At 71.7% G+C, this 11,414-nt stretch carries 13 protein-coding genes; 6 read left to right on the top strand and 7 right to left on the bottom strand.

Annotation, left to right across the window (positions count from 1 at the left end; all coding sequences use genetic code 11):
* The 3 genes from ACRDSQ_RS10765 to ACRDSQ_RS10775 form a co-directional block, all read left to right on the top strand.
* On the top strand, positions 1-990 hold a 990-nt coding region (locus ACRDSQ_RS10765), incomplete at its 5' end, for a glycosyltransferase family 4 protein (RefSeq protein ID WP_431420711.1).
* 61 nt (positions 991-1,051) lie between these two features.
* Complete coding sequence (locus tag ACRDSQ_RS10770; RefSeq protein WP_431420722.1) at positions 1,052-2,182, top strand: glycosyltransferase family 4 protein; 1,131 nt, start codon at positions 1,052-1,054, stop codon at positions 2,180-2,182.
* 34 nt (positions 2,183-2,216) lie between these two features.
* Entirely contained in the window at positions 2,217-3,071 is an 855-nt protein-coding gene (locus tag ACRDSQ_RS10775) for a glycosyltransferase family 2 protein (protein ID WP_431420712.1), read from the top strand.
* On the opposite strand, the gene ACRDSQ_RS10780 is transcribed toward ACRDSQ_RS10775, so the two are convergent.
* Positions 3,068-3,451 carry a hypothetical protein gene (locus ACRDSQ_RS10780; protein ID WP_431420713.1) on the bottom strand — a complete coding sequence of 128 codons (384 nt, stop codon included), beginning with the start codon at positions 3,449-3,451 and terminating at the stop codon, positions 3,068-3,070. The two genes, ACRDSQ_RS10775 and ACRDSQ_RS10780, sit on opposite strands and share 4 nt — an antisense overlap.
* 79 nt (positions 3,452-3,530) lie before the next feature.
* Positions 3,531-4,637, bottom strand: coding sequence for a mannose-1-phosphate guanylyltransferase (locus ACRDSQ_RS10785; RefSeq protein ID WP_431420714.1), 1,107 nt, complete (start codon positions 4,635-4,637; stop codon positions 3,531-3,533).
* A gap of 71 nt (positions 4,638-4,708) precedes the next feature.
* Here ACRDSQ_RS10785 and ACRDSQ_RS10790 point away from each other — a divergent pair, with 71 nt between their 5' ends.
* A complete protein-coding gene (locus tag ACRDSQ_RS10790) occupies positions 4,709-5,629 on the top strand; it encodes a DNA-3-methyladenine glycosylase family protein (RefSeq protein WP_431420715.1) in 921 nt (306 codons plus the stop codon).
* Here the strand turns inward: ACRDSQ_RS10790 and ACRDSQ_RS10795 are convergent.
* The 5 genes from ACRDSQ_RS10795 to ACRDSQ_RS10815 are packed head-to-tail and all read right to left on the bottom strand — an operon-like array spanning position 5,626 to position 9,658.
* Positions 5,626-5,985 (bottom strand): GntR family transcriptional regulator, encoded by a 360-nt coding sequence (locus tag ACRDSQ_RS10795; RefSeq protein WP_431420716.1) that lies wholly within the window; start codon positions 5,983-5,985, stop codon positions 5,626-5,628. The genes ACRDSQ_RS10790 and ACRDSQ_RS10795 overlap by 4 nt on opposite strands.
* Positions 5,982-6,521: an NUDIX hydrolase gene (locus ACRDSQ_RS10800; protein ID WP_431420717.1), complete on the bottom strand. Its 540-nt coding sequence runs from the start codon at positions 6,519-6,521 to the stop codon at positions 5,982-5,984. Before ACRDSQ_RS10800 ends, ACRDSQ_RS10795 begins: the two co-directional genes overlap by 4 nt.
* Positions 6,518-7,855 (bottom strand): coenzyme F420-0:L-glutamate ligase, encoded by a 1,338-nt coding sequence (locus ACRDSQ_RS10805; protein ID WP_431420718.1) that lies wholly within the window; start codon positions 7,853-7,855, stop codon positions 6,518-6,520. Before ACRDSQ_RS10805 ends, ACRDSQ_RS10800 begins: the two co-directional genes overlap by 4 nt.
* Positions 7,855-8,859: a 2-phospho-L-lactate transferase gene (gene cofD, locus ACRDSQ_RS10810; protein WP_431420719.1), complete on the bottom strand. Its 1,005-nt coding sequence runs from the start codon at positions 8,857-8,859 to the stop codon at positions 7,855-7,857. Before cofD ends, ACRDSQ_RS10805 begins: the two co-directional genes overlap by 1 nt.
* Before the next feature lie 49 nt (positions 8,860-8,908).
* Positions 8,909-9,658: a site-2 protease family protein gene (locus ACRDSQ_RS10815; RefSeq protein ID WP_431420720.1), complete on the bottom strand. Its 750-nt coding sequence runs from the start codon at positions 9,656-9,658 to the stop codon at positions 8,909-8,911.
* Positions 9,659-9,888: 230 nt separating this feature from the next.
* Here ACRDSQ_RS10815 and ACRDSQ_RS10820 point away from each other — a divergent pair, with 230 nt between their 5' ends.
* Positions 9,889-10,200, top strand: coding sequence for a WhiB family transcriptional regulator (locus tag ACRDSQ_RS10820; RefSeq protein ID WP_091381571.1), 312 nt, complete (start codon positions 9,889-9,891; stop codon positions 10,198-10,200).
* A gap of 236 nt (positions 10,201-10,436) precedes the next feature.
* Positions 10,437-11,414 (top strand): glycosyltransferase family 2 protein (locus ACRDSQ_RS10825; protein WP_431420721.1); only part of this gene is annotated, 978 nt, incomplete at its 3' end.

Genomic DNA, 11,414 nt, shown 5'->3' on the forward strand with positions numbered 1-11,414 from the left:
CCCGCGGGCTGGACCGTCCGCGGCGTCACGGCCCGCCACGGCGACCTCGCCCCCGCCGCGGTCGACGGTGTGGCGGGCCCGAGTGCCCTCGCTCTGCCCAGACGCGCGCTGACCGTCGCCTGGGAGCACGGGCTGCCGCTGTGGCCCGGCGGCGACGTCGTGCACGCGCCGACGCCCCTCGCCCCGCCCGCCCGGCGCGGCAGGCGGTTGGTCGTCACCGTGCACGACACGGTTCCGTTCACCCACCCGGAGACGCTGACCAGCCGCGGCGCGGCCTGGCACCGCAAGGTGATCCGGCGCGCCACCCGCACCGCTGACGCGATCATCGTGCCGACTCGGGCCGTCGCCGACGACCTCGCCCGGCACGCCCCCGGGCCCGTGCCGGTCCACGTCGTCGGGCACGGGGTGTCCTCGGTGCTCAGCGCGCCGTCGGCCGCGAACCTCGGACTTCCCAAGGCTTACGTCCTCGCCGTGGGGACCGTCGAGCCGCGCAAGGGACTCGACGTGCTGGTCGAGGCGATGGCGGCGGTTCCCGGTGTGCCGCTGGTGGTGGCCGGGCCCGCGGGCTGGGGCGACGTCGACCTGCCTGCCCTCGCCGCGCGACACGGGTTGCCCCACGATCAGGTGCGGGTCCTCGGGCGGCTCGGTGACGAGGAACTCACCGCCGTCCTGCACGGCGCGACCGTGCTCGCCGCGCCGAGCCGGGCCGAGGGATTCGGGCTGCCCGTGCTGGAGGCGATGGCGGCGGGCGTGCCCGTGGTGCACTCGGACGCGCCCGCCCTCGTCGAGGTGGCGGGCGGTGCGGGAATGCAGGCGAAACGCGACGACCCGGCCGCGCTCGCCGACGCACTGCGGACGGTGCTGGACTCCCCGGACCTGGCCGCGTCGATGGTCGAGCGAGGGCGCGCGCGAGCGGCCGAGTTCACCTGGGATGGGGCGGCCGAGTCGCTGTGGCGGCTGCACACGAGTCCGCGCGGTGGCGCGAGTTAATCCATTCGGCAAATCTCCGGCAATCGCACGTCGTAGGCTGATCGCCGTGTCCGACCCCACCGTGCTCATCGACGCGACCGCGGTGCCCGCGGACCGCGGTGGGGTGGGCCGGTACGTCGACTCGCTGGTCGCGGCCCTGGCCGCCGACGGTGCCGACCTCAGCGTCGTCTGCCAGCCCCGCGACAGCAGGCTCTACGGCGAACTCGCGCCCAGCGCGCGGATCGTGCCGACCTCGGAGTCGGTCACCACCCGCACGGCCCGGCTGGCCTGGGAGCAGACCACCCTGCCGCGGCTGGTGCGAAGACTCGGCGTCGACGTCCTGCACTCGCCGCACTACACGATCCCGCTGGCCAACCCGGTCGCGTCGGTGGTGACCCTGCACGACGCGACGTTCTTCACCGACGCCGGCCTGCACCACTCGATCAAGGCCCGCTTCTTCCGGGCCTGGACCAAGACCGCGCTCGTGCGCGCGTCGCGCTGTGTCGTGCCGAGCGAGGCCACCGCGGCCGAGCTGACCAGGGTCGTGCGCGCCGACCCGCGGTCGCTCGACGTCATCCAGCACGGCGTCGACACGGACCGCTTCCACCCGCCCGCACCGGCCGAGATCAAAGCCGCTCGGGCCGCCATCGGCCTGGGCGAGCAGCCGTACGTGGCGTTCCTGGGTGCGCTCGAACCACGCAAGAACGTGCCCGCGCTCATCCGTGGCTTCGTCGCCGCCTGCGCGGGCCGGGCCGACCCGCCCGCCTTGGTGCTGGCCGGGCAGCCCGGCTGGGACCACCAGATCGAATGCGCACTCGACGCCGCGCCACACCGGCTGCGGGTCATCCGGGCTGGTTACCTGCCCTTCGAGCACCTGTCCGGCTTCCTCGGCGGGGCCGCGCTGGTCGCGTATCCCAGCCTGGGCGAGGGATTCGGGTTGCCCGTGCTCGAGGCGATGGCCGCGGGCGCGTGCGTCCTGACGACCCGGCGGCTGTCGCTGCCCGAGGTCGGCGGCGACGCGGTCGCCTACTGCGGCGTCGGCGCGGGCGACATCGCCGCCACCATCACCGACCTGCTCGACGACCCGGGCCGCCGGGCCGCGCTCTCGGCGGCGGCGCAGCGCCGGGCCAAGGAGTTCTCCTGGGGCCTGAGCGCCGAACGACACCGCGAGGTCTACGGGCGGGCCCACCGCCTCCACCGCAGGGGTCGATGAGGCGCGGCCGGGTTGGCGTGCACAATGTCTGGTCGTGACCGAAACCTACGGTGCCGAGATCGCCGTCGTGACCGTGACCTACTCGCCGGGCGAGACCATGGACCGGTTCCTCGACACGCTCGAGAAGGCCACCGCCCGCCCGGTCCACGTGATCCTGGCCGACAACGGCTCGACCGACGGCGCCCCTGAGGCCGCCGCCGAGGCCCGCGCGAACGTCGAACTCGTGCGCACCGGGGGAAACCTCGGCTACGGCGGCGGCGCGAACCGAGGTGTGGCGGCGCTGGACTCCAGCTATGGCTGGGTCGTGATCTCGAACCCGGACGTCGAGTGGGAGCCGGGGTCCCTCGACGAGCTGATCGCCGCCGCCGACCGGTGGCCGCGCGGCGGGACGTTCGGCCCACTGATCACCGAACCGTCGGGCGCGGTTTACCCCTCGGCGCGTGAGGTTCCTTCGCTGGGCAAGGGAATCGGGCACGGGGTGCTGGGGAAGGTATGGCCGGGCAACCCGTGGACCCGGGCGTACAAGCAGTCCGTTTCCGATGTGCGCGAGCGTGTCGCCGGGTGGCTGTCGGGCTCGTGTTTCCTGATCCGGCGGGAAGCCTTCGACTCGGTGGACGGGTTCGATTCGCGGTACTTCATGTACTTCGAGGACGTGGACCTCGGAGAGCGGCTTGGCCGGGCGGGGTGGCAGAACGTGTATGTGCCTTCAGCGAAGGTGATGCACGTTCAGGGTGTGTCGACGGCGAAGGCGTCAACCAGGATGCTCGCGGCACATCACGAGAGTGCCTACCGGTTCATCGCTGATCGACACCAGGGGCCGTTGTGGGCGCCGGTTCGGACCGTGATCAAGGCCGGGTTGGCGCTGCGGCTGAAGATGGAGACGCGCTAGCCGTCGAGTCGTTGGCCGAAGGTCGGCCGATCCGGATGCGGCCGAGGCTTCATGGTCGGCACCAGACCATCCACTTGCTCCGGTGCCTGCTGTTGCCGCGGCTGCGGTGGAACCGGCAGCCGCTCAGTGGGTCTGCCCGGCGACGCCACCGAAGTCGTGGCGGCTTCCTGGGCGATGGCGGGAAGTTCCTCACGCCCACGGGTGACCGGGAAGACCATGGTCACTTCCGGGTCCTCATCAAGCGCGTTCACCACTGCCCGGGGGATCTGCAGGGTCGCGGATGCGTCCATCGGTGAGATGGCGCTCTCCGGGGTGACGACGTAGGAGCCGCGTGCGCGGGCACGGGCCAGGATGGCGTCGGCGCGCTCACGGGGGTCCATATGGTGGCCTCTCCTGCGTCGCTCGATGTGCTCTGGTCAGACTATCCCGCCAGTCGCGCCGCGTCATCGTTCCACGGCATCAGATGTAGTCGAGATCGCCACGCTCGCGCAGGATCTCGGTCAGGCGCTTGATGTCCTGGGCTCGGTCGCGCCTGCACACCAGGACCGCGTCGTCGGTGTCGACGATGATGAGGTCGTTGACGCCGAGGGTGGCGACCAGTCGGTGTGCGGGGACCACGATGACGCCGTCACCGTCGACCACCACGACATTCGCCTTGCCGCCCGCGGTGACGAACAGCCTGCCGCCCTCACCGACGTCGGTGCCGAGGAGGTCGCCGAGGGTTTCGAAGTCGCCGATGTCACTCCAGCCGAAGTCTCCCGGGACGGTGGCCACCAGGCCGTCGGCCGCGGCCGGTTCCATCACCGCGTACTCGACGGCGACCTTCGGCACGCTCGGCCACAGTTCCGCCAGGACCGCCTCCTGCTCCGGGGTGTCCCAGGCGGCGGCGATGGCGAGGATGGGCTTGGCCACATCCGGTCGCCGCGCGGTGAGTTCGGCGAGGAAGACGTCCGTGCGCCAGACGAACATGCTGGCGTTCCACAGGTAGCTGCCCGATTCGACGTAGCGGGTGGCCACGTCCTTCGACGGCTTTTCCTTGAACTCCAACACTTTCTGGATGACCGAGCGCTGGGCGGGCTCGCTGCAGTGCAGGTAGCCGTAGCCGGTCTCCGCGCGGGTCGGGGTGATGCCGATGGTCATCAGCAGGCCGTCGCGGGCGCCGTCGACGGCCCGGCTGACGGTGTGGGCGAACTCTTCGCCGTCGGTGATCAGGTGGTCGGCCGCGAACGACGCCATCACCGCGCCGGGGGAGCGCTTGTCGATCACGGCGGCGGCCAGCGCGATGGCCGCGCACGAGTCGCGGGCCAGCGGTTCGACCAGAATGTTGCGTTCCGGCAGGTCGGGCAGCTGCCGGGCCACGCCCGCGGCGTGCGCGGCGCCGGTGACGACGAACAGGTTCTCCGGGGAGGACAGCGGGGCGAGCCGGTCGAAGGTCGCCTGCAGCAGCGACCGGTCGGTGCCGGTCAGCGCGTGCAGGAACTTCGGGTTGCCCGCACGGGAGAGCGGCCACAGGCGGGTGCCGCTTCCACCGGCGGGCACGACGATGTGCAGTTCGGGTGCCGTCACTTGGCTGTGTCCTTGTCCCCGGGCGTGAGTGGTGGGCCAACTCTAGCCAACCGGCCGGTACGGTCGTCGTGATGACCGCGATCCCGACCGGAACCGAACGGACCAGGCACTGGGTGCCCGACGGTCCGCACGACGTCGCGGGCGCCTTGCGTCCGCTGCGGCGCGGACCGCACGACCCGGCTTTCCGTGAGGACGCCGACGGACTCTGGCTCGCCGCGAACACACCCGCCGGTGTCGGCGCCCTGCGCCTGCGGATCGCGGGCGAGGTGCACGCGTCGGCCTGGGGTCCGGGCGCCGACCTGCTGCTCGACGGCCTCCCCGCCCTGTTGGGCGCCTTGGACGACGACTCGGGCTTCGTCGCGCACCACCCGCTGGTCGCCGAGGTCCGGCGTCGGCGACCGGGGATGCGGCTCGGCGCCACCGGCCGCGTGTGGGACGTGCTGCTCGCGGCGATCATCGAGCAGAAGGTCACCGGCGCCGAGGCCCACCGAACCTGGCGCGACCTGGCCCGCCGCTTCGGGGAACGGCCGCCGGGGCCCGCTCCTGAGGGGTTGTTCACACCACCCACGCCCCGGGCGGTTCTCGGGATCGAGGACTGGGAGTGGCACAAGGCCGGACTCGACGGCGCCCGGCGCCGCGCGGTGCTGGCCGCGGCGCAGGTGGCCGGTCGGCTGGAACGGGCCGCGGAGTTGCGTGGAGCGGCGGGCCGGGAACTGCTGCGAAAGGCGCCGGGGATCGGAGTCTGGACGGCCGCCGAGGTCGCGCAGCGGGCCTGGGGTGATCCCGACGCGCTCAGCGTGGGCGACTACCACCTCTCGAACCTGATCGGCCACGCGTTGCTCGGACGTCGAATCGACGACGAGCGGATGCTCGCGGAACTGGCGGTCTACGAACCCCAGCGGCATCGAGCGGCGCTCTACGTCCTCGCCGCCGGACTTGGCAAACCCCGCTTCGCGCCCCGGTTCTCGCCGCGCGACTACCGGGCCTTCTAGCCTCGCGCGGTCAGGGCGGCTTCGGCGATCGAGAGCGCGGTGTCGCGGTCCAAGCCGAGTTTGTGCACGGCCTCCGCGTAGGCGTCCGCCGCTTTCCGGGCGCGTTCCATCGTCCGATCCCCCGCGGCGCCGACGAAGGTGCCCGCGCGGCCGCGGGTTTCGACCAGGCCCGCTTCCTCGAGTTCCCGGTAGGCGCGGGCGACCGTGTTCGCCGCCAGGCCAAGGTCGGTGGCCAGCTGACGTACCGTCGGCAGCTTCGTCCCGACGGCCAAGGTGTGGTCGTTGATCTGCTGCGCCAGCCCGCCCCGCACCTGCTCGAACGGCGGGACCGCCGAGTTCGGGTCGATGGTGATCACGACGGCACCGCCGCCAGCATCTCCCCGATTCCCGCGTTGCCGTCCGGGTCGTCGGGCAGCGCGCCGACAGGCCACCAGCGCAGGTCCAGGGACTCCGAGCTGCACACCGCTTCCGCCCCGGCGGGCGCCCGCACGACGAAGCGGACGTCGAAGTGGCGGGTGGGCAGGCCAAGCGAGCAGGTGATCGGGTGGACGTCGACATGCAGCGGCACCGGGTCGATCTCCAGGCCCTCGATGCCGGACTCCTCGGTCGCCTCCCGCAGCGCCGCGCCCGCCAGGGTGGCGTCGCCGGGTTCGCAGTGGCCGCCCAGCTGCAGCCACCGGCCCACGCGGGGATGCAGCGTCAGCAGGACGTTGTCGCCCGTGTGGTCCAGGAGCAGCGCCGACGCGGTGAGGTGGCCGGGTTCACACGAGCGCTGACAGGCGTCCGGCCGAGCCGCCAGGAAGCCCAGATACGCCTGGCGCAGGGACTCCTGGCCGCGGTCGAGCGGTTTCCACGCCGTCATGGTCCGGACCGCGTCCGCGTGCAGGGTCACTTCTCGACCCAGCCCTCGTCGGTCGGCACCTCGCGCGGCGACAGCTCCGCCAACGGATGGCCCACCGCGATCGCGCCCAGCGGCTCCCAGTCGGCGGGCAGGTCCAGCACCTCGCGCACGACGTCCGGGCAGAAGATCGTGGACGACACCCAGCAGGAGCCCAAGCCCTCCGCCGCCAGCGCGACCAGCACGCCCTGGACGGCCGCGCCGCCCGCGATGGTGAACATCGTCCGCTCCGCCTCGGTCCGCCGGGGGTCCGGATACGAGTGGGCTCCCTCGCGCACGAGGAACGGCAGCAGGATCTCCGTCGCGTCGAAGAGCAGTTCGCCGCGGGCGACCCGGCGCTCGATCCACTCCTCGGACTTGCCGTCGGCGCGCAGATCGGTCTTCCACGCCTCCCGCATCGCCTCCAACAGCGCCTTGCGCTGCTCGGCGAGCCGCACGAAGCGCACCGGCTTGGTGTGGTGCGGTGCGGGCGCGGTCAGGCCCGCGGCCACCGCGCGGCGCAGCGACTCCGGGTCGACCGGTTCGCCGGAGAACTCGCGCAGCGAGCGGCGCAGCAGCACCGCTTCCCGCCTGCCCTGGGCGATGGACTCCTCGGTGCCCAGCCGGAACAGGTCTTCCTCGACCGGACGCAGCAGGTCGCGGGCGGTGGATGTCTCGTCGCCGATCTCCAGGCCGCGCACCACCGCGACCGGCACGCCGCCGAGCTTGCCCTTCACCAGGTCGGCCGCCGCGGCGACCTCGTCGGCCACCGCGACCCGGGTGACTGAGAGCTCATTGCCCTGCGAGTCGATCTGACCCGCGTAGGAGTGCAGCACGCGCAGCCCGGACGACCCGATCGCCGCGTCGGTCTGCCCGATCCGCCAAGCCCGGCCCATGGTGTCCGTGATCACCACGGCCACCTCGACCCCCAGCCGCTCGCGCAGCCCGCCACGCAGGGCGAGAGCGGAGGCGTCCGGGTCGACCGGCAGCAGCGCGAGTTCGTCGCCCGCCACATTGGACGAGTCGATCCCCGACGCCGCCTGCACGATGCCCAGCCGGTTCTGCGTGATCAGCGACCGGAACTTGCGCGCGATCACCGACACGGCCTCGTCGAGCACCAGCTTGCGCCGCACGGCGTCGCGGGCCTCCGGGTCGGACGGGACCGACACCAGCTGACCCTCTACTTTGGACACGATCTTGCTGGTGACCACCACGATGTCGCCCGAGCGCAGCCACGGCGCCGCCGCGACGATCGCCCCGGTCAGGTCGTCGCCGGGCCGGAACTCGGGCAGCCCCCGGACCGGCAGGATCTCGACCGACCCGCGCGCGCCGTGCTCAATGCTGTCCATCACCGCTCTCCCGTGCTGATTCCGCCGAGGTCGAACGCGGCGCGCGCCATCGCCGCGGTGGCGTCCACATCGGACATCAGCAGCGGCACGGCGCGAACCAGCACGCCCGGCACGTCGGCGGTGTCGCCCGAGTGCACGAGCCACCCGTCGAGGATGCCGTTATCGGAGCACCCGCGCGAGCCGTAGTGCCTGCCCACGGCCTCCGCCGAGACCTCGAGGCCGATCGCGCTCAGGCACGCGTCGGCCATTCCGCGCACGGGGGCGTCGTTGATGATCGGCGAGATCCCCACCACCGGGGCCTCGGTCTTGCGCAGCGCCGTGCGCAGCCCCGGCACCGACAGGACGCTCCCGATGCTCACCACCGGGTTCGACGGCGCGAGGAGCACGATGTCCGCCTCGCTGATCGCCTCGACCACGCCCGGCCCCGGCGCGGCCTCGTCGGCGCCGACCGCCACGATCGACCGGGCCCGCGGCTCGGCGTGGTAGCGCACCCACCATTCCTGGAAGTGCACCGCCTTGCGCTCGCCGGTGCCCGGCTCGTCGATGACCACGTGGGTCTCGACCCGGTCGTCGGTCATCGGCAGCAGCCGCACGCCCGGCTTCCACCGGTCGCACAGCGCCGTGGTGATGTCGGAGAGCTCATACCCCGCGCGCATCATCCGGGTGCGCACGAGGTGGGTGGCGATGTCCTTGTCGCCCAGGCCGAACCAGTCGGGGTCCGCGCCGTAGGCGGCCAGTTCGTCCTTGACTGCCCAGGTCTCGTCCGTGCGGCCCCAGCCGCGCTCGGTGTCGATGCCGCCGCCGAGGGTGTACATGCACGTGTCGAGATCCGGGCAGACGCGCAGGCCGTGCAGCCAGATGTCGTCGGCGGTGTTCACCACCGCGGTGATCTCGTGCGGGGAGCCCTCCGGGGCGGGCCCCACGGGGTCGAATCCGAGCAGTTTCTTCACGCCGAGCAGGAATCGGGCTCCGCCGACTCCGCCGACGACTACGGCAACCTTCACGGTCAGTGATCCTCGCACGGTCGGGTGACCCCAGTGGGGTCGGGAGTGTTCAGCGCCAGAAGAAGAAAGCGTCCTGGCCGTAGTAGGCGAGCAGGTCGTTGCCGCCGACGCCTGCGTACAGCGAGCTGACCACGTCCCAGAACGCCTGGCTGACGCCGGGGATGCCGATCAACGCGGCGAACAGGAACAGCGGCGCCCACGGACGGGCCTTCGCGCCGAACTTGCGCGCCTCATGGGACAGGAACGGCTCGATCGCACCCCAGCCGTCGAGGCCGGGCACCGGAAGCATGTTCAGCACGAACGCCGCCAACTGCAGCAGCGCCAGGAAGGACAGTCCCGCGGCCATCATCGGCGCGGGCTCGAAGACCTCGACGGACAGCGCCAGCAGGATCCCGGCGATCAGGTTCGCGGCCGGCCCGGCCAGTGAGACAGTCGATTCCACTGCCTTGGAGCGCAAGGCGTAGTGGTTGATCCAGACCGCGCCACCCGGCAGCGGGATGCCGCCGATCGCCAGGAACAGCACCGGCATGAGCAGGCTCAAAACCGGATCGGTGTACCGGCGCGGGTCGAGTGTGAGATAGCCCTTGAAATAGACCTCGCGGTCTCCGCCGCGAAACGCGACCAGCGCGTGGCCGAACTCATGCAGGCACAGGGAGACGACCCAGCCGCCCAACACGAGCAGCACCACACCCGCGTTGATCGCGATCTGGTTGTCCAACAGGGTGAGCAACGCGCCACCGATAGTGACGCCGATCAGGCCGAGGAAGATGGGCGAGGGGCGAACCGCTGATCTCTGCACAGACCCAGTGTGGCAATGTTCGCCGGTTGCGTGTTGGCCACCCCGCGAACGCGCACAGTTTCAGCTGGTACCCGATCGGGTACAGGCTGCTCATAACCCATCACCCACCTGGGGGCACCGCTTGACCCGCCGCCATGACACGGGTGTAATCACATCGATGTCATTCGCCGGGGGACGGCGTAACGGCATCCGCCAGCCGGGGAGTGCGGAAGGCGAGGAGGCGGGGCGATATGCAGGGATTGAGTGACGGGGGTCGCGTCGTGGAGTGGGGCGAGCGTCCGACCGAGGAACTGGACGTGTTCGCCGGATTCTTCGATGAGGCCGATGAACAAGAGTGGCAGGAGCGCGCCTTGTGCGCGCAAACCGACCCTGAGGCGTTCTTCCCCGAAAAGGGTGGATCGACTCGTGAGGCGAAGCGCATTTGCCTGGGCTGTGAGGTTCGTTCCGAGTGCCTCGAATACGCCCTCGCACATGATGAGCGCTTCGGCATCTGGGGCGGTCTGTCCGAACGGGAGCGAAGGCGTCTGAAAAAGGCGATGTAGATACCCGGGCGTTTCGACGCCCGGGTATCCACGCCCCGCATGCCTGACCGGCGGCGAATCTCGCCGGACGCACAACGATTTGTGCTGGGTTGCGCGGGTTTCGCGCGGTGGCATCGTACGGTGTGTGACCGGTGGCCGAACGTCATGACCACCGGCTCGTCCGTACGTCGCCCCGGGAGGTGTTCGCAGTCGTGCCACCTCGGTCGCGGCAGGCGTTGAGTCGAGGTGCGCCCGTGATGCGCACCGCACCCGTGTTGGCCGTGCTCGTGTGTCACGACGGCGCGCAATGGCTGCGCCTGGCGCTTTCCGCGCTGCGCCATTCCACGCCGAGGCCCCGGCACATCATCGCGGTCGACACCGGCTCCGACGACGAGACGGCGACCGTGCTCGCCGCCGCGGCCAAAGGCGCCGACCGCATCCTCGACGGCGTCATCACCCTCGACCGCGACACCGGCTACAGCGACGCCGTGCACGCCGCGGTCGACCACGCCGTGCAGCGCTGGGGCGACCCCGGCGGCTGGATCTGGTTGCTGCACGACGATTCCGCGCCCGAGCCCGAGTGCCTGGCCACGCTGCTGCTCGCCGCGGAGATGTCGCCCGCGGCGGGAGTGCTCGGCCCCCTCGCCGTCGAGTGGCATGACCCGCGCCTGGTGATCGAGGCGGGACTGTCGACCGACGCGTCCGGGCACCGGCAGACCGGCATCGGTCCGTCCGAAGTGGACTGGAACGCGCTGGGCCGGACGGCCGACGACGGTCGGCGGTTCGAGCAGAGCACCGAGGTGCTCGCCGTGTCGTCGGCCGGAATGCTGATCCGCCGCGAACTCTGGGAGCGGCTCGGCGGTTTCGACCGCGCGATCCCCATGATGCGCGAGGACCTCGACTTCGGCTGGCGGGTCAACCGGGCGGGGCAAGTCGTCCTCTGTGTCCCGGCCGCCCGGATCCGACATGTGCGCGCCGTGGCCCGCGACCTGCGCGGTGTGGACGCGCGCTCGCCCGTCGGGTCGTCCACCCGCGCGATCGACCGCGCGCACGGTCTGCGCACGTTCCTGGTGAACTGCTCGACCCTGTCGTTCCTGGTCGGGGTGCCGCGGCTGGTCATGCTGTGCCTGCTGCGCGCGCTCGGCTTCGCGATGCAGCGCAGGCTCACCGAGAGTCAGGTCGAGCTTCGGGCCGCGGGTTACCTCCTCGGCGGCGGCGCGCGGCTGCGTGAGGCC

It is taken from the genome of Actinokineospora sp. (assembly GCF_050699995.1).
Taxonomy (GTDB): domain Bacteria; phylum Actinomycetota; class Actinomycetes; order Mycobacteriales; family Pseudonocardiaceae; genus Actinokineospora.